This is a genomic window from Candidatus Thiodiazotropha sp. LNASS1, assembly GCF_964212655.1.
Classification (GTDB): Bacteria; Pseudomonadota; Gammaproteobacteria; order Chromatiales; family Chromatiaceae; genus Thiodiazotropha.
This window is the reverse complement of the sequence record NZ_OZ156465.1, coordinates 1,387,041-1,408,363: the sequence shown is the minus strand read 5'-3', so window position 1 is coordinate 1,408,363 and position 21,323 is coordinate 1,387,041. Positions and strand designations below refer to the sequence as shown.

Genomic DNA, 21,323 nt, shown 5'->3' with positions numbered 1-21,323 from the left:
AGACGAAACCTTCGGTGCGGTAGCGCCGCACCCGACCATGGTGCCGATGGTGTCTGAACTCCCCGTCACACAAATCATGCCAGCACTGGATGATGCGCTTGCAAGCACCGGCAGAGCCGTGTTGTGCGCCCCGCCCGGATCGGGTAAGACGACCCTGGTTCCAATCCGATTGTTGCAGGCTGCCTGGTTGAACGGGCAAACCATTCTGTTGCTTGAGCCTCGTCGATTGGCTGCCCGCACAGCAGCAGCCCGCATGGCCCATTTATTGGGCGAGGCCGTCGGTGAACGGGTAGGGTACTCCATACGCCTGGAAAGAAAGGTCTCCCGGAAAACCCGTGTCGAAGTGGTGACCGAAGGCATCCTGACACGCCGTTTGCAACAGGACCCTCAGTTGAAAGGGGTTGGCCTGCTGATCTTTGATGAGTTCCATGAACGCAACCTGCACAGCGATCTGGCTCTGGCCTTGGCCCTTGATGCCCGGCAGGGACTGCGGGAGGATCTTCGGCTGCTGATAATGTCGGCAACCCTCGATTCGGATCGTATCTCCGCGCTGATGGATGGATCACCGATCATCTCCGCCGAAGGTCGGCAATTCCCTGTGACCCATCACTATCTTGGAATAAAGCCCGAGAAAAGAGCCATTGCCGAACAGGTGTCGCAGGCCGTTGCCAGGGTATGGCATGAGGAACAGGGTGATATCCTCGTGTTTCTGCCCGGTGTCGCCGAAATCAGACAGGTGCAGACGCTGATCGCGAGCCGCTTCGCCGAATCTGAACATTCGCCCCTGATTGCGCCGCTGTATGGCGACCTGCCGAAGGCGGATCAGGATCTGGCGTTGCTCCCAGACAGGAGAAAGAGGCGTCGTATCGTGCTCACCACATCGATTGCGGAGACAAGCCTGACCATTGAGGGCGTGAGCGCGGTCATCGATTGCGGTTGGTCGCGACTGCCGCGTTTTCTGCCCGGGATCGGGCTGACCCGGCTGGAGACCGTGGCGGTATCGAAGGCTGCAGCCGCCCAGCGGGCCGGACGGGCGGGGCGTCTCGGCCCTGGTAATTGTTACCGTTTGTGGTTACCCCACTATCAGGATCAATTGCCTGATTACCATCCGGCGGAGATCCTGCAGGCCGATCTGGCTCCACTGGCCATGGAACTCGCTGCCTGGGGTGTGGCTGATCCCATCGATCTGCGTTGGCATGATCCACCACCACAGGCCGCTTACAACCAGGCCTGTGATCTGTTACAGCGTCTCGGTGCCATGGATAGACGGCGTCTGCTCACAGCAACGGGAAAACGGATGGCCAGGTTGCCTGCGCATCCACGATTGGCCCATATCCTGACAAGTGTGGTCGAGGGGGATCGTCAGCTCGCCTGTGACCTGGCAGCTCTGCTGAGTGAGCGGGATATCGTAAAACGCCAGCGGGAGAGCCATCCGGGTGCGGACCTGGAACAGCGTTTACACTTGCTCGCATCGTGGCGCAATCGAGATCACGGCGGCAGTGCAAACGGCATCGACACCCATGCATGTAAAAGGGTCGACAGGGTAAGCAGGGATTGGCACAGGCGCATACAGCGTCTCGATAGGGACACGAACAGTATGGAAATGTCTGCAGCACAACTTCTGGCGCTGGCCTATCCCGATCGGATTGCTCAGCGGACAGGGCATGCCCGCTTTCGCCTGGCCAATGGTCGCGGTGCATTACTGAACGATTCGGATCCCTTGGCGACACAGGATTTCTTAGTCGTAGCCGAGCTGGATGCCGGTAAAGTTGAGGGGTGGATCAGGCTGGCCGCTGCCATCACTGAAGCGGAGATCCGCCATCTTCCCGATCTCGAAATCGAAACAACCTCGGCTGTTATCTGGGATAAGCGGGAACAACGGGTTACGGCCTTTGAGGAAGCCCGGGTCGGGGCAGTGGTCCTTGATCATCGTCCACTTACCGAACCTGACCCGGAAAGGGTTGTCAGTGCCATGCTGCAAGGGCTCACATCGATGGGATTGGCTGTATTGCCTTGGAGTAAACGGCTCCGTCAATGGCAGATGCGGGTCTGTTGGCTGGGTGGCCAGCTGAATGATTCCAGCTGGCCAGATCTTTCGGATGAATGGTTATCGACACATCTCAGTGACTGGTTGGAACCCTGGTTATCGGGGATCAACAACAAACAACAACTGCAACGACTCGACCTGAGTGGGATACTCAAGGCAAGTCTTGATTGGCAGCAACTACAGCTACTGGACCAGGAGGCACCAAGCCACATGAAGGTGCCAAGTGGATCCAGGGTTCCGCTTCACTACACTGTGGAAGGGCCGCCGGTTCTTGCAGTCAGGTTGCAAGAGATGTTCGGTCTGGCGGATACACCCAGAATAGGGGGCGGTAAGGTGCCTGTCATGTTACACCTCCTCTCACCGGCGCAAAGACCCATGCAGATCACCGATGATCTGGCTGGATTCTGGCAGAGGACCTATCCGGATGTGAAGAAGGAGTTAAAGGGGCGCTATCCGAAACACCACTGGCCTGACGATCCGGTTAATGCAAAAGCAACCGCCAAGGCAAAACCCAGAAAATCATGAATCAAAGATACTGATGGATTTGTCGGTCGACTAAGCAGAATCAGTTCATTGGGACATATCGCGTATCTGATAATGTCAGGCAACAAACCAGTGATTATGCAAACGTATAAGTGGGTAATCTGTTGTTCGGGTTTGATTCATCAGGTATATGCAACCATAAAACGTACGATCAATATACCTGCGATTACCCAGAGCAACCCCCGTAACAGGGTCACGTAGCGTTCTGCTGTGAAGCGTTTACGTAGCTGCATGCCGATAAACAGCGAGGTCAATGCAAAAGGTGCGAGCAACAATGTACTCAACAGAAAGACGCCGATACCGGGAATGTCCTGCTGCATAAAGATCAGACTCTGGGTCAGTTTACCGGTGAAGAAGTTCAGGTTGAATAGAACCACCATGGTCGCTGTGGCGATACGCAGTTCCATGAATAGGATGATCAATACCGGCAGCATCACATTCACCATGCCGGCCATCAGTCCAGCTGTTGTGCCAAACACGATATAGGCGGTCAGGGTGTGATTTCTTACCCAGGAAAATTCGATGCTTTGCAGGCGACCCTGATTCAGATAGAGCAATACGGCCACGGCGAGCAGCAGCAGAAAGGGACGAGGATCAAGCCAAAGCAACAAAAAAGTGCCGGTCACCGTGCCCAGTAGCGCGAAAGGTATTATCAGCAGATAAGGACGGACGTTCCTCAATTGCGCTCTGCCGCCATGCCATATGGTCGTAAGGTTGACCGACATGGTGGGAACCACACAAATCAGCACGGCGGTAAACACGTCGGTGAACAGGGCTATCAATGGCGTCGCGACCATTGGGAAACCGATACCGAAAGTGCCATGAACCAGTCCTGCCAGGAAGATAACGGGTGCGGCTAGCCAAATGAGTTCCCAGGATAGCGGTACCAGTTCAATCAAGGGATAGTCCAACTGTTACTGGCATGATGGGCAAGCGGGTAACTATTTATCTATGTGGCGCCGGCCCCGCGCATACTTCAGCCGAGTGGTCGCGCCGATATCTTGCCGTTCAATCCAGATGACGTGGAGGTCTCCCCTGGTATCCAGCACGATACTTGGATTACTCTGATGGCCTTCTCCGGATGCAACAGGCAGCAACCAGTCATCACTCCACGCTCCATCATCTTGCCAGCTCAACACCACGTCGGTATTGCCTTCCCGCTCATCATCCCAGGCAGCGACCAAGGTGCCATCCTGATGTCCGGAGACCGCAGCATGACGCTGTTTAGCCAGTCCACCAAAATCGTCCTGGAGCTTTACGTTGCTGCCGAAACGGGATTCTGCGGATAGAAAAGGGGCCCCCCAGATATCGTAGCCGTCGCGAAAGTCACGCTTGTCTTCCCATGCTGCGAATGCGCCACGATGGCCGTAATGCCCCAAGGCGACTCTCGACACCCCATGGCCCGACCCGTATGGCAGGCCGCGAATCTCAGGTTTTTCACTGATACGATTTGCGGCACTGAATCGGCATGGGTTATCGGGATGATCGACCGCAGCCATGATAATCGTATGCTTTGGACGACGGTCCTCCCAGGCCACCAGCAGGCGACCATCGCTGATCACTGCTGCTGGGTATAGTTGCTCATCCGTTGGAGGTGTGGCATCAACGGGACAGGCCATACCGATTTCCAATACGCCTTTTTCATTCGGTCTCAAATCTGTGGCATGAATCCGCCCGAAGCGTCCGCGGCGTTGTGACCAGACAGCATAGGCCCCGTCACCATGGGTGGTCAGATTGACCTGCGACGAGGGATTGCTGTCGACTTTGACGATTGGCCCTAGAACAGGAGTACCGCCGAGCGAGGCCATTCGAGCATGAATATACCCATCCTCCTCCCAGGCGATGACGAAGCGGCCGCCACTGATGGCGACCAGTGAAGGTTCGTATGCCTCACCACCACCACTGAGTCGGGTCTCATGGTTGAAAATGCTGTCGGCGGCCTTTTTGTATGCCAGGTAGATACGTGGGGTGCCATCCCGATCATCTTCCCATGCGATAGCAATGATCTGCTCTGAGACGGCGATATTGCGCCGACCAGAGGAATCGATATGGTGAAAGTAGCCGGTGTTGCTGTTGTTGGAGCCCGAGACGTCGATTGCCCGTTCGAATTTCCAGGGAGAGGCAGTAAGCGCCGTCGGTAACATGAAACAGAGAGTGAAAACAACGAAATTAGCGATTCTCACTGCGCTTCCTTCACCAGGGCCGATTGAATCCTTCTATCCGCCTCGATAAGGTCCTCAATACGCTGAACACCGATCATGCGGTAGATGGGCTTTCCATCCGGAGTAAGAAAAGAGAACACAGGGGTGACCAGGGCATTGTAGCGGGTTCCCAGTTCACGCTCGGTGATCCTTTCCCCGCTGTGAAGTCGAAGTCGGCGACCACTCTCTGCATCCACGTAGGCAAGGGCATAGTTGGCTATGTAGCGCGCTCTGACGGTTGGATCGATAAATGCTTCCTTATTGGTTTTTTCGCAATAACCGCAACCGTAGCGCCCAAAATAGACGAACATTGGCTTGGTGTCGCTTTTCGCTTGCGCCATGGCCTGATCGAATGGCAGGAATGGGTAGCCATCAGGAGCGTCGGCACTGCAGATTGCGGGCAACAGTAAAACTGCTGCGACAAATATAAAAGCCGGTCTGGTAACGCGTGCAAGCGGCAGATGCCACCTGGCAAGATATTGTAAGCAGGTTGTGTTCATGACCTACATAATAGCAACAAGCTTTCAAATCAGCTCTGTTTATTTGGTGCTTGTCCAGACAGGCTGATCGGGGATCACAGGAGAACGCCTTGCCCTTTCGTTTGGGTCAAGAAGTGTGCGACACAGTTAGATTGCTTTATATTTGATGTCATCCAAAGAGTAGCGTTTAATCATGCGATAAATACTTCGCTCGCTGATCCCCATGACTTCCGCTACTTTTCCACGGCGACCAGAATGTTTCTTTAATTGATACGACAGGTAGTGAGCTTCCAGTTCCTCCAAGGAGGGATCGTGATCAAAATTGAGAGTCACAACCCCCTCACCCTTGCCCAGTACCCGGGTGAAGGCAAAATGTTCCGGTTTGATCGCCTGTCTGTCACCCGAGAGAATAATCGCTCGTTCTATTACATTCTTTAACTCTCTGATATTACCGGGCCAATCGTAGGAGACGAGTGAGCGAATGGCCGATGATGAAAGTGTTTTGTTGACCCGGGTGGAAAAATTATGATTTGTCAGGAAGTGCTTGGCCAGCTCGGGGATATCGTCACGCCTGTCGCGCAATGTCGGTACAATAATATTAAAAGCATTGAGCCTGAAGAAGAGGTCGGAGCGAAAATCTCCCTCAGACGACATGGTTTCCAGGTCGCGGTTTGTGGCGGCCACTATCCTGACGTTGGCGTTCAAGTCCTTTGTGCTGCCCAGTCTCCTGAATCGCCCGGTTTCCAGAACGCGTAGAAGCTTTGCTTGGCCACTGCTGTTTATTTCGCCGATTTCATCTAAAAACAGTGTTCCTCCCTCCGCTCCCTCAATCAATCCCTTTTTCTGTTTGTCCGCACCGGTAAATGCCCCTTTCTCATGGCCAAACAATTCTGATTCAAAGAGATTTTCCTGCAGAGTACAGCAGTCTACTGCAACGAAATTATGCTTTTTGCGATGGCTGTGTGCGTGAATGGCACGCGCTACCAATTCTTTACCCGAGCCGCTCTCACCTTGAATCAGTACAGTGATGTCATTGGGAGCGACAGCTCCGATTAATTGCCTGACCTTTGTCAGTGCCTCGCTGTTTCCGACAAGCGATGAATTGCGTTGGATGCTCTGCTCTAATTGTCGTTTGCAAAACAGGTGATCTTTCCGTAGTGCAGCATTATCAAGAGCTCTCTCGACAGTCAGTGAAAGTGTATCGAGACTGACCGGTTTCAGAATGTAATCGATCGCTCCGGCTTTTATGGCGCCTACGGCATCTCGAACGGAACCGAATGCGGTGAGGATTATTACAGGATAATTTATGGATAGATTTTCGATATACTCAAGACTGTTGGCGTCGGGTAGACGGGCATCTGTGATGATTAGCGATGGCTCATACTTTTCCAGATAACCCAGTACGTTGTCCCAGCGACTGAGACCATCCGCCTCATATCCTAATTTAATGAGGTGTTGTATGATGAGGTTTCTGAGTATGTCGTCATCCTCTACGACGACTATTTTAGATGTCATGTCTTTACCTCTAGTTCATGCGCGGCATCCGGCAGTTCGATAGTAAAGACGCTGCCAGCGGAAAATTCACTCTCAACTCTTATCGTTCCACCATATTTTTCTATGATGGCTAGACTGATTGAAAGGCCAAGACCGGTCCCTTTAACATCGTCAGCGCGACGACTGAAAAAGGGATCGAATATATATGGCAGGTCTTTGGCGCGGATACCGGCGCCGGTATCGGAAAACTGCAGCAAAATCTTTTTACCGTCGGAAAAACTGGAAACGGTCAATATCCCGCCTTCAGGCATCGCATGAAACGCATTTTGTGCCAGGTTAAGCGCAACCATTCTGATTTCACTATCCGATGCCAGAGTACGAAGCAGATCGATTTTATATCTCTCTTCAACAGTAATATGCAACTGGTCGGCCTGCCATTGTAATAGGCTTAGTGTCTCATGCAGGGCGTTATTGACATCGACCAACTCAAGGCTTTCAGGGGGAGGTGAGCCTAGTTTGAGCAACTTTCCGGTGATCTCGATACAGGTGTTGATCTCGTCGTCGATAAGTTCGAAATGCTGCATGACACCTTCCGTATAGTCATTATCGGCAATAAGCGCGTTTTTCGTGGCATCCAGGGCCAACTTGACAGATGCGAGTGGGTTATGGATCTCATGGGCCACGCCGGTTGCCAGACGTCCCAATTCAGAGAGTTTCTGTTCCTGGGAATATTTAACCTCTTTTGCAAGATCCCTGATCGACTCGACGATCAGGGTTGTTTCACGCCTGCCTCGCTTTATTTCCATGGGTGCTGCGAAAATTTCAACCTCAAAGGTTGATTGATCGGAGCGATGGTGTTGATGCACCACTTTGATCGGCTTATGGTGCTGCAGGATTTCATGAACCGGACATGTGATCAGAGTAGGTGGGCAGGGCTTGGTTGTTTTATGTGTGAGAGTGTAGCAGTTGCTTCCGACTTCTGTCGTTTGCGGCAGTTTGTGTTGCTCTCGATAGGCTTTGTTGGTCAATACGATCTTGAACTTATCGTCGATAATTCTGATGCCGTCAGGAACGGCGTCCACAAGCGCCTGTAAAAAACCTTTCTGTTCTTCCAGTTCAAGGAGCTTCTCCTGCAATCTTTCCGCCATTAGATCGAAGGTGTCGCCCAACCTTGAGAGTTCATCGGTACCCCGCATTGAGACGCGGGATTCTAGATTGCCGTGGGTCAACTCTTGACTTGCATGAGTTAGATGGTTCACAGGTCTGAGGATGTAGGCATGGATGAACCACCAGCCTCCAACCAGGTTCAAAATGACGATCAACGCGCCAGCCCCCATCAGCATCAGGGTGGTGTCACGAACCCTGTTTCTGATCGGCACGGCGTCGTAATCCACGTACAGGATGCCATTGATGGGATTTTTCTCTGCAGGTCCGTGACACTCCTTACAGGGTGCTTTGTTGTGTACCGGATTGATGCTGCGCAGGATTTCCTGGCCATCGCTGTCTTCGAGGAATTGGGTTGTAAGGGATGTGGTGCGGTAGGGATTGGCCAATTGTTTGCCAAAGTCGCCCACTCTGCTGCTGAATCTGATTTCGCCGCCAGGGTTGGTAATGAATACGGATACGATGCCCTCCTGCTTGCCCAGTTTTTTTACCATTTCGCTCAAACCGGGCAGGTCTCGCTTCAGCATGGCGTTTTCCAATGAGACCTGCAGCAGATTGTTGACCTGGTTGGCTGTGTGTGCGCGTTCTCCCTCCAGTTCAGACTGGTAGAGCGAAATATAGAGTAGGAGAAAGACCAGGGAGCTGATGGCAAGACCGGAAGTGGTGCCAAGGATGAATTTCCGATTCAGGCTGTTGGCTATCCAGTTCATCATTTATGACGGTTCAGATTTTCAGTGTCAACTGCTTAGATTTTAATGCCAAAAGCAGCCATTTTTCCTGACATTTTGTCAGGTTGCAGGTGAGGAATCGACCTTTTTTGCGGATCCATGCCCCGCAAATGAACTCTTGGCGCATGTTTTGCTGATTAATCCTGGATTCAGTGGATTACACAAATCGGAGGAGTCCCGAAAGTGAAAAAAAACAGAAACAGTCGATATCGTTGCATCAGCGTTCATCTGTTGTGGCTTGCACTGTCAATACCCACAGCAGGCTTGGCAGAACAGGGAGTTACCCTCTCTCAGTCACTGCGTGAGTCGCTGCTTCTTCAAGGGTGGCAAGAGTACATCTCCGCGGATGGCAGTGTTATCTATCGCCAACCTGCAAAAGAGCCGGCAACTGACAATCAGTCACCTGAAGCTGAATTGCCGAAGATCAGACAATTTGGCAATGCGCTGCAGGAGCGCGGATGGCAGGTTGAATGGGACAGTGACGGCACATTGATTCTGCGGCCGGGCGATACGGGCGATGCGCCGGCAGAAACGGTAACTCAAACTGTTGAGAGTGGCTCCGTGACGTTACCGGCAAATTTAAAAGGCTTCGAATACTGGCATATTGAAAGGGATGAAAGCGGGGCACTGCTGTTTCATCCAGTGGAGTTGCCATCCACAAACCAGTCAATGACAGTGGATACAACGGCTAATATGGCTGAATGCCGTATTGACTATTTTCAACTTGACCCTGGCGTACTGCCTCTTGATGAGTGGTCGGAAGTACATGAACTCACAAAACGATGGATAGACACCACCCAGGAGTCTGGCCTGCAGGTTGGTAGGATTCGTAAGATTAATCGTGTCTATCTGGTCAGTGTGGTCGGTGATTCCGAGCCATATCGATTGAAGTATCAGCTGGCGATTCGTGTATCGGATGGTGGTGTCATACGTATCTTTTAGTTGACCGTTTGACCCGGGTCTTTGGGTGGAGGTCTCTATTGACCTCCACTCTGTGATACGACGGATGCAAGCATCAGTCATACCTTGTATGACGAAATGTCAGTCAAGCGCAATAACGTTGAATATTGCGGTAGTCAGTTGGATATTGTTTCTAACCAAATGAAAAATATGACTTATATTCTGCGCCCATGAAAATCTTCCGGCCGCATCCCTGAGACAGGCAAAGTATCAACTTCAATCAGCCTGACAGAACGTCAGGCTATCCGATATCCCATCCGGCATGTATGTATAGGTGCTGGTGAAAAAATCATTGTAAAACAAAGGAAAAGAGGTAGATACAGCATAATGGCACAGCTGTTGCCTGCATAGACATGCCAACCCGTACTGATACTAAAAGATAAATCGAGGAGGGTGTTGGAATGCGGTTGTTTCTGTCTGCCGGCTGTGGTGCGTTGATGCTACTGTCGTCACATCTCATGGCTGACTATCCCATAGCTGGGGTAGAGCCTTCCAAACGGCCTGTTGATGCGCCTGTCATTGAATGGGTGATGCGAGACAAGGTCTGGTATCAATCTTCCTTGACTGGTGTGCAACAACCCTATCCCAAAAGTCTCTACTTCCTTGACAACCAAGGAAATTGGCACACGCCTTTCAATCAACCCGGCATGAAGGGTAGATACGATATTCGACAATGGCATCAGTAGTGTTGGCATAAATAGGGGGTCAGGATTATCTGCTGGTTCAGGCGGATGACCGATTAACGGCCCTGAATTGGGAGAAAATATTTACTACAACGTGAGGCAAACAATTATGAAAAAGTTTCGAATGCCGAGTTTGAAAGGAGTGATCAAAGCTATGGGGATGGCCGTTGCACTAACTGTCGCTCCATTGGCGTCCGCAGGCATGTACGGCATGTCAGGAATGGACGGAATGTCCGGTATGGGTGGCATGAGCGGCATGTCTGGCATGGGCGGAATGTCGGGCATGGGTGGCATGAGCGGTATGTCCGGTATGGGCGGCATGGGTGGCATGAGCGGTATGTCCGGCATGGGCGGCATGGGTGGCATGAGCGGTATGTCCGGTATGGGCGGTATGAGCGGCATGGGCGGTATGTCCGGCATGTCCGGCTATTTCAAGATCACCCCACAGGGACAGATCTTCTTCTATCCGGCTAGTGGCATGAGCGGTATGTCCGGCATGAGTGGTATGAGCGGCATGGGCGGCATGAGTGGTATGTCCGGCATGGGCGGCATGAGTGGTATGGGCGGCATGTCCGGCATGGGTGGCATGGGCGGTATGTCCGGCATGGGCGGCATGGGCGGCATGAGCGGTATGTCTGGCATGGGCGGCATGAGCGGCATGTCCGGTATGGGCGGCATGGGTGGCATGTCCGGGATGTCAGGCATGGGCGGCCAGTGGGTTTGGGTGCCCAGCGGTATGTCTGGAATGAGCGGCATGGGCGGCATGTCCGGCATGGGTGGCATGGGCGGCATGTCCGGTATGGGCGGCATGCCGGTATGGGCGGCATGAGCGGTATGTCCGGCATGGGCGGTATGTCCGGCATGGGCGGCATGTCCGGTATGGGCGGCATGAGCGGTATGTCCGGCATGGGCGGTATGTCCGGCATGGGCGGCATGAGCGGTATGTCCGGCATGAGCGGTATGTCCGGCTATTTCAAGATCACCCCACAGGGACAGATCTTCTTCTACCCGGCTAGTGGCATGAGCGGTATGTCCGGCATGGGCGGCATGAGTGGTATGTCCGGCATGGGTGGCATGGGTGGCATGAGCGGCATGTCCGGCATGGGCGGTATGAGCGGCATGTCCGGCATGGGCGGCATGGGCGGCATGTCCGGCATGAGCGGCTGGCGCTAATCGGCTCCGTCCGTTTTGTGAATAGGATGTAATTCAAGGACGTCATGGGGCGCAGGGAAGCGCCCTCTTCTTAAGTAGATTCCCCTATTGAAATAATATCTGATCGCTTCAGATGAGGGAGATGAAATGACTTTGGGTATCAGGCTCCTTATTCCGTTGCTACTGTCGATGGCGCTACTCACCATCGGTCAGGTTTTTGCCCGTGATATTACAGTCAAGGACTATGACCGAGCTAGTTGGCACCCCATCCACACGAAACCCTATATTGATAATGCAGGTGATGAGCAGTGTCTCAGTTGCCATCAGGAGATTATAAGCAGGAAGCTGCTTTATCAGTCACCTGCCGGTGTTAAGGCTTCCGAGGTATTGGCCTGGTATCAAACCTTATCGACCTATGAGGGTGAACAGGATACCTTTCATCGTCGGCACTTGGTGACACCCCTGGCCAAGGAACTGATGGACTTGAAATGCAATACCTGCCATCAGGGAAACGACTTAAGGGAAGAAGCAACGATACCCCCAGATCATTCGAATCGGGAAAAGACTCTGCGTAAGTCGGTGAATCCCGAGATTTGTCTGATGTGCCATGGGAGAAACCCCTATAAATTGATGGGCTTGCCGAAGCCTTGGCCGGAGTCGAGAGCGCTCTTTCAAAACGACTGTTTGCTCTGTCACGCCAATATCCGCACCAATCGGCACCAGGTCAATTTTTTGAAAGCTGAGGCCATCGAGGCCGCGGCCAAAAAGGATCCGGACATATGCTATGGCTGTCATGGCGGGCGGCAGTGGTACCGCATTGCCTATCCCTATCCCCGACATGCCTGGAAAGGTATGTCGAGCACCACCCCAGAGTGGGCCAAAGATAGGCCGACCGAATCGGAACCCAGGTTCCGCATTAAGAATCAGCAGGCTGCGAAATAGTCAATTGCCGACAACGAGGTACTGATGAGTATCGATAATCTGAAAAAGAATCTACATGAGCGCTTGAATCTCTCCAGGCGGTCATTTCTGAAGTCTGCTGCGGCAGGCAGTGCGACTTTGGCTGCCGGAGGCTTGGTGGAATTGAAGACCGCAAAAGAGGCCAAGGCGTTTGCTTACGAACCCTATCCGACCGACGATCAACTCGAGACGGTGGTGACCAGTTGCGCACATAATTGCGGTTCGCGCCATATGCTTGTCGCGCATAAATGGAAGGATGTCATCGTGCGCCTTTCGACTGACGATGGACGGTATCAGCGCGGCGGTTATTTCGGAAAGGACGATAATGATGAGCCGCAACTGAGGGCCTGCCTCCGGGGGCGCTCCTATCGCCAACGGCTCTATTCGGCGGAACGGCTGCTCTACCCGATGATGCGTGTGGGCGAGCGGGGTGAAGGAAAATTCAAGCGCATTTCATGGGATGAGGCCCTTGATTTTGTGGCCAACAAGATGGTCCACCTTAAAAATACCTATGGTCCCACTGCCTTGGTGGATCAGAGTTATGCCGGCGCTTCATATGGGGTGTTACACAAGTCTGACCAGATTGAGGGCTTGTTGGGTCGCTTCCTCGGAATGTTTGGCTGCCGCACCAGTTCCTGGTCGGTGCCCTCCTATCAAGGTACCACCTTCAGTTCTCGTATGACCTTCGGCACCATCGAGGATGGGAATGAAGACGATGCTTTTGCTCACTCTAAACTAATGATCATGTGGGGTTGGAATCCCGCCTATACATTCCACGGTGGCAACACCTTCATGTATATGCGCATGGCAAAACAACGCGGTTGTAAGTTTGTGTTGGTTGATCCGCAGTATACCGACTCTGCCGCCGCCTACGATGCCTGGTGGATACCCATCCGTCCGAATACCGATGCGGCAATGATGGCGGGCATGGCCCACTACATCTTTACCAATAACCTGCATGATCAAGCCTTCATCGATCAATTCTGTCAAGGCATGGATGCGGGGACAATGCCGGAATGGGCGAAGGGTAAAGAAAATTTCAAAGATTACATCCTGGGCAAATATGACGGTGAGGCAAAAACCCCTGAGTGGGCGTCCAGGATCTGCGGTGTGCCGGCGAAGGATATTGTCAAGTTGGCGGATATGTACGCCAGGACCAAGCCGGCCGCGCTGAAGGCATCCTGGTCACCGGGAAGAAACGCCTACGGTGAACAGTACAATCGTATGGCGGCAGCACTCCAGGCGATGACCGGTAATATCGGTAATCTAGGCGGTTGCGCCGAAGGTGTCGGCAAGGCCTGGCATGCCGAAGCGGTGGCCTATCCCTATGATCAATATTCCAATATCTGGTTTCAGTCCATTAAATCGGACCGTTGGGCGCATTGTGTGCTCAACTACCCTAATGTAAAACGGGAAGAGATAGGCCTTTGGCAGAGGGAGGACAATACAGATGGCCAGATACCCAATATCAAGGGTATCTTTTGGCAGGGATCCGATTGGTTCAATCAACTGACTAATATCAATAAAGAGATTGAGGCGATCAACAAGCTGGAGCTTGTGGTTTGCATGGATTCGACCATTACGCCTTCCGGCCTCTATGCCGATATCCTACTGCCCATTGCGACCCACTTCGAACGGCACGATGTGGCGTTGCCTTGGTACAAAGGCCATTACTACATTCACCGCCCGAAAGTCATCGAGCCTATGGGTGAGTCGAAGACCGATTTCCAGGTCTTCACTGAACTAGCCTATCGAATCGGTGGTGATGTCTTCGGTCAGGCATTCAATCCGAAGGCGAATCGTGACTATTTCCATGTCAATGACCATGTGGACGAGGCCTACCTGAGAGAGTGGTGGGAACAAAAGGTCATGCATCATCAGCATGTGGATATGTCCTGGGAAGAGTTCAAGCAGAGAGGCGTCTACAAGTTTACATTCGACCAACCACACGTAGCGTTCAGGGATCAAATAGAGAACGGCACACCGTTCCAGACTCCCTCCGGCAAGATTGAAATTCTCGCCACACAGCTGGCGCAGATCACCGACTGGAAACGGACCATGTACGGTTATGAAATCCCCTACATACCGAAGTGGATCGAGCCGTGGGAGTCATTGAACAGTCCCAAGACAGCTAAATATCCGTTTCATCTTATTTCTCCTCACCCACGATGGCGGACGCATTCTATTTTCAATAACTGCAGTTGGCTGCGCGAGACCTATGAGCAGGAAGTGACTATGAATGCCTCCGATGCAAAAAAACTGGGCATCAAAACCGGTGACACAGTCGAGATTTGGAACGAGCGCGGCAAGGTTGTGGTACCAGTCTATGTAACGGAACGATGCATGCCCGGTGTGGCTGTGCTGCATGAGGGGGTGTGGATTGACCTGGATGAAAACGGTGTGGACAGGGCAGGTAATCCGGACATGCTGACATTGGATGAGCCTAGTCCGGCGGGGGCATTCGCATACAACACCGTGTTGTGCGATATCAAAAAGACGGATCTTGAACATCGACCTGGCTGGGACAAACTGGCAACTTCTCGTGCCCATGTTTTCAGGCGTGACCTTTAATCTTGGAGGAGAGACTTATGTCTGTTAAAAAAGAGAAGGCCAGGATAAAGGAAGCGGTAAAACGCCGTAAGCGCCAAACTTATACGCCAGTGGTTCCCGACATGCAGTTGGGATTTATACATAATAATGTTGATTGTATTGGCTGTCGGGCCTGTGAAATAGCCTGTAAGGATAAAAATGGATTAGCAGCCGGACCAAGATTCAGGCGTGTACAATATATCGAGGGTGGAAAGTACCCGGATGTGTTTGCCTATAAGGTCAATATGTCCTGCAACCACTGTGAATCGCCTGCCTGTCTGCCTACTTGCCCCACCGGTGCGCTCTTCAAACGTAAGAAGGATGGCATTGTCGATATCGACTCCACCCTATGTATCGGCTGCCGGCGTTGTGAAGCTGCCTGTCCCTTCGGTGCGCCTCAATTTGATCCAAGCGATAACATCGTAAAGAAATGCAACATGTGTGTGGATGAGATCGAGGCGGGTCGAAAACCCTACTGTGTCATGGCCTGTATGATGCGTGTTTTGGATATTGGTCCAATAGAATCGATCTGGAATGGCGCATTGGAGACGGTGGCGATTGGTCCCAACGACAAGGTATCCCGACAGGTAAAGAACATGTCGAACATCGAGTTGACCAAGCCCTCAATCGGCTTTGTCGCTCACAGCAAAGGGAAGGTCAAGTGATGGGGAAACCATTAGACCTGCGCGACAAGTCGAGCGTTAAACTATTACAGACTTTCTATCAGGCGGTTGCCGATGACCTGGAGATGCTTGCACTGCTCCATGTGAAAGAGCCGGACTGCAAGATTCTCGAGGCTTTACGTGACTGTAACTTCCCGTACTCTATGGGATTGAAACTGGTCACAGAAGAGGGCGTCGATGCGATTGACTTGATGGGGCGAGTGGTTGAGTCATTGCCCGATACAATCGATGATGACTTCCTCGATCTATTGGCGGCAGATTACGCTGACATTTATCTGAACCATAGCCTGCAGGCATCACCGCTGGAATCGGTCTGGCTGGATGAAGAACAGCTTACCTGTCAAGAGAGTATGTTTCAGGTAAGGGCCTGGTATGAAATCTATGGTCTTATGGTGGAAAACTGGCGTATCAGGCCCGATGATGATCTGGTTTTGCAGCTTCAGTTTGTTTCCCACCTATTCTCGATTTCTGAGTCCGAAAAGCATCTCAAGGATGCGGCAAGATTTATGGACGAACATCTGTTGCGCTGGTTGGGTGAATTCTCCAATCGGGTGGCAAGCCGGTGTGCAACCCCATATTTTGCCGCTGTGGGCTTATTGACGGCCGCCTATTGCGAGGAGTTGAGGGATCTTTTGGCAATCGTGATCGATCAGCCCAGACCGTCACGGGAAGAGATAGAAGAGAGAATGAAGCCCAATGCCCCAAAAGAAGAGGTTTCTCTCTGTTACATGCCTGGTATGGGCCCAGCAGTCTAGGTTCCGGTCTGGTCAAGTAATATGCGTTAGGAGAGTATCGAATGAAATTGGATAAAAGACATTGGGTGGCTGTATCATCCCTTGCAACACTGTTGGTTTTCAACTCACAAGGTACCCTTGCGGATGCTGCTGCAGGCAAGGGTGTCTACGAGGGTACGGGCGGTTGTGTGGCTTGCCACGGATTGTCCGGGCAGGGTGATGGACCGGCAGCAATGGCAATGAATCCGAAGCCACGTAGTTTTGTAGAGGGTGTGTTCCTGTATGATACAGATGGCGATGGACAAACTGGTACTGATGCGGATCTGGTCAATATAATAAAAAATGGATCAGCCAAGTATGGCGGTGCACCGACGATGCCTGGGCGTGCCGATATTCCTGATGGAGATATTAAAGCCATTGTCGCTTATCTAAGAAGCTTCAAAAAATAAAATGTCAAGCTGCATCTCTTTATCAGGCTAATGGTTCACTTAAAAGAACTGTTCGATCGTATCCGACAAGAAGAGAGATTGCCGGATGTGGTTTCAGAGCGTTGTGTCCATGCAAGGGTAGAGGTGGCGAGCTGTTCATCATGTGTGGATGCCTGTCCACAGCGTGCATGGTCTTTGGATGATGATGCGTTGCAACTCGATACCACACTGTGTGACGGGTGCGGTTTGTGTGCGCCTGTTTGTCCTGAAGGGGCGATCTCATTTCAATATGAGATTCTTATTGGTGAATGGAAACAGGGGAAGATCGCGTTGTGTGCCTGTGAAGAGGTGGGATTTACCCGGCAGAAAGGCACCATCCCCTGTATCCATCTCATCGGCATACACGATATTCTTAAGTTGTATCGGCTGGGATATTCCGAGTGGCTAGTGGCAACGGGTAGTTGTTCAGAGTGTCAACGCAACAGTGGGGAAACGTTCTTTGAAAGAGTCGATCGGATCAATCCGGCACTTTCCGATGATTTGAATGCACCAATCGGTTATCGCCTATTGAGTGGCAATAAGTGGCTGCGTATCAGTTCTCTCCTGGTTGCAAATGACGCGGCATCCAAGCTTAGTCGTAGAGGATTTTTAAGGGGAATGATCGATGGCAACGTTCAGGCCGCATCAGCCATATTCAAGCTGTATGAAACGGAAGCTGATGAATTTCCAGCACCAGGAGAGTTGTTGCCGGAGAGAGGCGGGTCTTCAATTTGGCCGTATGTGCCGCAAATTGACGCCTTTAAATGCAATGGCTGCGATGCCTGTATCAGGATCTGTCCTCATGGTGCAATAATACTCACTGAAAACAGTGAACAGATGTTTTACCGAATGGAGCCGCAGGCATGTACCGGCTGTGGCATCTGTCAGGATATATGCAATGCACAAGCCATATCGGTCATTCAGTGGTCGCAGTTGGATCAACGGGATCTGATCTTAGCGCCGATAAAATGTTCATGCTGTGGCAACCAGGCGCATATGCCGGTAGAAAGTGGCACGCGATCGCAAACACATTGCAGAATTTGCGCTCAAGTCAACCATCATAATAACCTTTTTCAAGTCATGGAATAGGGCCCCGTTTTTACAGGTAATTATGGGGTCTTCTCAAAATATAAAGAATTCATAACATCTTATAAGCAGCTAAAGACATATCAGGCTCCCTATGCTCTACTTGTAGTCAGGAATGGCTATCAGGGCAATAAAGTAAATGATTGACAGTGGCAATCCGTTATCAATATATCGCAGGTTGCAATGGTCGCTGTTTCTATTAGTGCTCTTGAGCTTTAACGGCTGCTCTTCAGAGACTGCGGATCACGGGCAGAGTGATGAATTTCAGAGAGATCTTGTCGATACCAGCGCGGAGTTTGCGCCAGGCATGCCATGGTTGAACGTTGAGAGGCCTCTGACATTTGACGACATGCTGGGAAAGGTCGTTATTCTGGACTTTTGGACTTACGGGTGTATCAACTGCATCCATGTGCTGGCTGACTTGAAGAAGCTGGAAAAAAAGTATGGGGATCAGCTTTTGGTTATTGGTGTGCACACACCGAAATTCGATAATGAAAAGAATCTCGATACACTCAGGAGTATTGTAATCAGGTATGGTGTCGACCATCCGGTCGTCAACGATGTCGACTCTCTGTTGGCAGGCTATTATGGTATGCGTGCTTGGCCCACCCGGGTATTTATCGATCCTGCCGGAGAAGTGCTGGGACGGGTGACAGGTGAAGGAAAATACCAGCCGATAGATAACAAAATCACTGAACTGCTCGAACAGCACAAGAGTATCCTTAACCTCACTCCAATCCCTTTACGACTGGAACGTGAAAACAGTAAACCAACCCCCTTGGCTGCACCGGGTAAGATTGCGGTTTCCGACACCCATCTGGCGATAAGCGATACGCTACATAATCGGATTCTTGTGACAGATCATCAGGGACAAACACAGCATGTCATTGGGATGGAAGAGCCAGGAAACGAGGACGGCGGTTTCAACCGGGCAAGATTCAACATGCCTCAAGGTCTTGTCTTTGACAGCAATGGAATCTATGTGGCCGACACGGGGAATCACACCATACGATACATTGACCTGATAGATAAAACAGTGACTACCGTTGCAGGTAATGGTGTCCTGGAAAGAAAACGTGAAGGCTATTATAAGGCCACATCGATTGGTATGGCGTCACCTTGGGCGCTGGCGCTCAGGAATGATCGACTCTTCATCGCAATGGCGGGCAGCCACCAGATCTGGGTTTACAATACCGCATCAAAACAACTCATTCATTTTGCGGGATCGGGACGTGAAGGTATTGCTGATGGAGATATCGAAAAAGCCACATTCAGCCAGCCAAGTGGCTTGAGTCTTTTCGGAGACTGGTTATATATTGCTGATTCAGAAGCCTCGGCGATTAGGCGCATTCACCTGAAAGACGAAGTCGTGGAGACATTGGTGGGCAGGGGGTTGTTCGATTTCGGTGATGTGGATGGAACATTGCACGAAGCGAAACTACAACACGTGTTGGGCATTGCAGTGGCCGGTGAACATTCGGTTATCCTGGCGGACACATATAATCATAAAATCAAAATCGTTGATCTCGGGAAGGATGTGATTAAATCGATAATAGGCGATGGCAGGCCGGGTTTTCTCAGTACCGTAAACGGCCAGTTTCAGTTGAATGAGCCAGGTGGCCTGGCACTGCATGACAAGACATTGTTTATTGCAGATACAAACAATAACCGCATTGTTGTTCATGAACTTGGTGGCAAGAGTGTATCTGTCCTGGAAATAAAAAAGCAGTAAAAATGACAGTATGTGCCGGATTAGGATTTTACCAGTACATACTCTGGGTGGTATGTGATTGCTATCCCATGGATACCAATGAGGCGAAATTCAACAGTCACGCTTGAGACATCGGCAGTGCAGTAATAGCTACATTGACGATCCTGACAAGTTCTTTGCGGGATTTACCCTGTCTTGCCAGTACAGAGAGGCCATACAACACGGACAGCAGATATTCAGCGATATCCCTTGGCTTGGCTGCTTGAAGCAGAAGGCCTCTTTTCTGCTCGGCTTGCACTGCCTTAGTCAGCAACTGGGCGTTAACCTGTCTCATTTCCTGCAATGACAGGGAAACGTCATCAGGCATTGCGGAGCTACCGGCCTCGCAACAGCTTTTCACAAACAGACACCCTTTGGGTGAATCATCGCTGTTGATCAAGTCGATAATGCCAAGCATATAGGCTCGAACCCGGTCTGCGAAGGGTATGTCTGTGGGTTGTGTGAGTCGTTCCAGGAGCGGTGCACCATAGTGCGACATGTAGTGTTCCAGCGCTGTCGCGAACAGCTGCTCTTTGTTGCCAAAGGCTGAATAGAGGCTGGGTTTGTTGATCCCCAGCACCTCAGTCAGATCACTCACGGATGTGCCGGCATAGCCATGTTCCCAGAAAACACGCATCGCTTTGTCCAATGCATCCGACTTATCAAACGTTCGTTTCCTGCCTGCACTCATCGTTCGCCTCTTCACCATGTTTCATGTTGACATTATGTACCGATCGGTATAATAATTCAAATATGTACCGAACGGTACACAATATTGATCAACCAAAGGAGCTATCCCATGCAATCAGTGAAAGGTCGAATTGTTCTGGTAACAGGCGCCAACCGCGGTATAGGCAAGAGCATAGTGGAGGAGTTTTTACTTGCCGGTGCGAGCAAGATATACGCCGCGGCGCGTAATCCCGAGTCTCTCAAACCCTTGACCGATGCCTATGGTGAACGCGTCGTTGCATTGCGCATCGACCTCAACGATCCGGGTAGTATCACCACCGCCGCGAGCCTGGCCGGCGATGTGGAGATAGTAATCAACAATGCGGGCATGTTGAATATTGCAAATCCCATGGCCAGCAACGCGGTTGCTGCGCTGCAGGACGAGATGGAAGTGAATGTATATGGATTGATGCGGATGGCACAGGCCTTCGCACCCATTTTGAAGGTAAACGGCGGTGGTGCGCTGGTACAGCTCAACTCCGTCGCTTCCATGAAGAACTTTGCGGATTTCGCCACCTACTCGGCGTCAAAGGCGGCATCCTACTCCATGACCCAGGGCCTGCGCGACGTTCTCAAGGAGCAGGGTACTCAGGTGGTCAGCGTACACCCGGGTCCGATAGCGACGGAAATGGCCGCGCATGCCGGGCTGGGTGAAATCGCAGAGCCGGCGGAGCTCGTTCCCCAGGCGATCATCAATGCCCTGGAATTAGATGAATTTCATGCGTTTCCGGATTCCATGGCCAAGCAGGTCGGTGCCGTCTATCATGACTTTGCCAGCAATATAGTAGAAGCGGATCTAATGGAGGGTTGAAGCGATATTTTAAGAACAACCGGGCATGCCTGCGTGGTGAGCTTGACGCTTTCAAATTCAGTT

Annotated in this window: 19 protein-coding genes; 13 read left to right on the top strand and 6 right to left on the bottom strand. The window is 51.6% G+C overall.

The window, feature by feature from the left end:
• Positions 1 to 46 precede the first annotated feature (46 nt).
• Entirely contained in the window at positions 47 to 2,572 is a 2,526-nt protein-coding gene (hrpB, locus tag AB8516_RS06065) for an ATP-dependent helicase HrpB (RefSeq protein WP_369159030.1), read from the top strand.
• A gap of 140 nt (positions 2,573 to 2,712) precedes the next feature.
• On the opposite strand, the gene AB8516_RS06060 is transcribed toward hrpB, so the two are convergent.
• The 5 genes from AB8516_RS06060 to AB8516_RS06040 form a co-directional block, all read right to left on the bottom strand.
• Positions 2,713 to 3,489: a TSUP family transporter gene (locus AB8516_RS06060; protein ID WP_369159028.1), complete on the bottom strand. Its 777-nt coding sequence runs from the start codon at positions 3,487 to 3,489 to the stop codon at positions 2,713 to 2,715.
• Positions 3,490 to 3,531: 42 nt separating this feature from the next.
• A complete protein-coding gene (locus tag AB8516_RS06055; protein ID WP_369159026.1) occupies positions 3,532 to 4,773 on the bottom strand; it encodes a hypothetical protein in 1,242 nt (413 codons plus the stop codon).
• Positions 4,770 to 5,195 carry a thioredoxin family protein gene (locus AB8516_RS06050; protein WP_369159024.1) on the bottom strand — a complete coding sequence of 142 codons (426 nt, stop codon included), beginning with the start codon at positions 5,193 to 5,195 and terminating at the stop codon, positions 4,770 to 4,772. Before AB8516_RS06050 ends, AB8516_RS06055 begins: the two co-directional genes overlap by 4 nt.
• 222 nt (positions 5,196 to 5,417) lie before the next feature.
• Positions 5,418 to 6,785 (bottom strand): sigma-54-dependent transcriptional regulator, encoded by a 1,368-nt coding sequence (locus AB8516_RS06045; RefSeq protein WP_369159022.1) that lies wholly within the window; start codon positions 6,783 to 6,785, stop codon positions 5,418 to 5,420.
• The gene (locus AB8516_RS06040) at positions 6,782 to 8,641 is read right to left on the bottom strand and encodes an ATP-binding protein (RefSeq protein WP_369159020.1); all 1,860 of its coding nucleotides are present in this window, start codon (positions 8,639 to 8,641) and stop codon (positions 6,782 to 6,784) included. The genes AB8516_RS06045 and AB8516_RS06040 overlap by 4 nt, the downstream gene beginning before the upstream one ends.
• 198 nt (positions 8,642 to 8,839) lie before the next feature.
• Between AB8516_RS06040 and AB8516_RS06035 the strand changes: the two genes are divergently transcribed.
• The 11 genes from AB8516_RS06035 (at position 8,840) to AB8516_RS05985 (ending at position 19,702) form a co-directional block, all read left to right on the top strand.
• Positions 8,840 to 9,598 (top strand): hypothetical protein, encoded by a 759-nt coding sequence (locus AB8516_RS06035; RefSeq protein WP_369159018.1) that lies wholly within the window; start codon positions 8,840 to 8,842, stop codon positions 9,596 to 9,598.
• 419 nt (positions 9,599 to 10,017) lie between these two features.
• Positions 10,018 to 10,302: a hypothetical protein gene (locus AB8516_RS06030; protein WP_108291572.1), complete on the top strand. Its 285-nt coding sequence runs from the start codon at positions 10,018 to 10,020 to the stop codon at positions 10,300 to 10,302.
• A gap of 106 nt (positions 10,303 to 10,408) precedes the next feature.
• Positions 10,409 to 11,128 carry a hypothetical protein gene (locus AB8516_RS06025; protein ID WP_369159016.1) on the top strand — a complete coding sequence of 240 codons (720 nt, stop codon included), beginning with the start codon at positions 10,409 to 10,411 and terminating at the stop codon, positions 11,126 to 11,128.
• Positions 11,116 to 11,472 carry a hypothetical protein gene (locus AB8516_RS06020; RefSeq protein ID WP_369159014.1) on the top strand — a complete coding sequence of 119 codons (357 nt, stop codon included), beginning with the start codon at positions 11,116 to 11,118 and terminating at the stop codon, positions 11,470 to 11,472. The genes AB8516_RS06025 and AB8516_RS06020 overlap by 13 nt, the downstream gene beginning before the upstream one ends.
• Before the next feature lie 126 nt (positions 11,473 to 11,598).
• Entirely contained in the window at positions 11,599 to 12,393 is a 795-nt protein-coding gene (locus AB8516_RS06015) for a hypothetical protein (protein WP_369159012.1), read from the top strand.
• 24 nt (positions 12,394 to 12,417) lie between these two features.
• Positions 12,418 to 14,982 carry a molybdopterin-dependent oxidoreductase gene (locus AB8516_RS06010; protein WP_369159010.1) on the top strand — a complete coding sequence of 855 codons (2,565 nt, stop codon included), beginning with the start codon at positions 12,418 to 12,420 and terminating at the stop codon, positions 14,980 to 14,982.
• Positions 14,983 to 14,999: 17 nt separating this feature from the next.
• On the top strand, positions 15,000 to 15,665 hold the full coding sequence (locus tag AB8516_RS06005; RefSeq protein ID WP_108291566.1) for a 4Fe-4S dicluster domain-containing protein: 666 nt from the start codon (positions 15,000 to 15,002) through the stop codon (positions 15,663 to 15,665).
• Complete coding sequence (locus AB8516_RS06000) at positions 15,665 to 16,438, top strand: molecular chaperone (RefSeq protein ID WP_369159007.1); 774 nt, start codon at positions 15,665 to 15,667, stop codon at positions 16,436 to 16,438. Before AB8516_RS06005 ends, AB8516_RS06000 begins: the two co-directional genes overlap by 1 nt.
• A gap of 41 nt (positions 16,439 to 16,479) precedes the next feature.
• Complete coding sequence (locus AB8516_RS05995) at positions 16,480 to 16,866, top strand: c-type cytochrome (RefSeq protein WP_369159005.1); 387 nt, start codon at positions 16,480 to 16,482, stop codon at positions 16,864 to 16,866.
• A 30-nt stretch (positions 16,867 to 16,896) separates the two neighbouring features.
• Positions 16,897 to 17,973: a 4Fe-4S binding protein gene (locus tag AB8516_RS05990; protein ID WP_369159003.1), complete on the top strand. Its 1,077-nt coding sequence runs from the start codon at positions 16,897 to 16,899 to the stop codon at positions 17,971 to 17,973.
• Between the two features lie 136 nt (positions 17,974 to 18,109).
• Positions 18,110 to 19,702 carry a thioredoxin-like domain-containing protein gene (locus tag AB8516_RS05985; protein ID WP_369159001.1) on the top strand — a complete coding sequence of 531 codons (1,593 nt, stop codon included), beginning with the start codon at positions 18,110 to 18,112 and terminating at the stop codon, positions 19,700 to 19,702.
• A gap of 97 nt (positions 19,703 to 19,799) precedes the next feature.
• Here AB8516_RS05985 and AB8516_RS05980 read toward each other — a convergent pair whose 3' ends face one another.
• Entirely contained in the window at positions 19,800 to 20,411 is a 612-nt protein-coding gene (locus tag AB8516_RS05980) for a TetR/AcrR family transcriptional regulator (RefSeq protein ID WP_369158999.1), read from the bottom strand.
• Positions 20,412 to 20,519: 108 nt separating this feature from the next.
• Here AB8516_RS05980 and AB8516_RS05975 point away from each other — a divergent pair, with 108 nt between their 5' ends.
• A complete protein-coding gene (locus tag AB8516_RS05975; protein WP_369158997.1) occupies positions 20,520 to 21,260 on the top strand; it encodes an SDR family oxidoreductase in 741 nt (246 codons plus the stop codon).
• The last annotated feature ends 63 nt before the right edge of the window (positions 21,261 to 21,323 follow it).